We start from the raw sequence: 491 nt of genomic DNA, 5'->3' as shown, positions 1-491 counted from the left end.
CGGTTGCCCGTGGCACCCTCACCGCCACTGATGTTGACGACGGTCGCCTGCTGACCTTCAGCACCACCAGCAGCCAGCCGAGCGTGGCCGGCTTCACCCTGAACGCCGACGGCACCTGGACCCTGGACGCCAGCAATGCTGCGTACCAGCACCTGGCCAAGGGCGTGACCGAGACGCTGTCCATCGCCTATCAGGTGAAGGATCAGTGGGGCGCGACCGACACCGACACCCTGGTCATCAAGGTGACCGGCACCAACGACACGCCGGTGATCACCACCACGACTGCCGCCGGCAACGTTGCGGTGAATGAAGACGCGGTCGCCCGTGGCACCCTGACCGCCACTGATGTTGACGACGGTCGCCAGCTGACCTTCAGCACCACCAGCAGCCAGCCGAGCGTGGCCGGCTTCACCCTGAACGCCGACGGCACCTGGACCCTGGATGCCAGCAATGCCGCGTACCAGCACTTGGCCAAGGGTGTGACCGAGACC

At 66.4% G+C, this 491-nt stretch carries 1 protein-coding gene; it reads left to right on the top strand.

Features of this window, described 5'->3' with window-relative positions:
• Positions 1-491: VCBS domain-containing protein (locus G7016_RS24800; protein WP_181118407.1), on the top strand; the 491-nt coding region annotated here is incomplete at both ends.

It is taken from the genome of Pseudomonas japonica, from assembly GCF_013522925.1.
GTDB classification, from domain to species: domain Bacteria; phylum Pseudomonadota; class Gammaproteobacteria; order Pseudomonadales; family Pseudomonadaceae; genus Aquipseudomonas; species Aquipseudomonas japonica_A.
The sequence above is the reverse complement of the archived record's forward strand: the minus strand, read 5'-3'. Positions and strand labels throughout refer to the sequence as shown.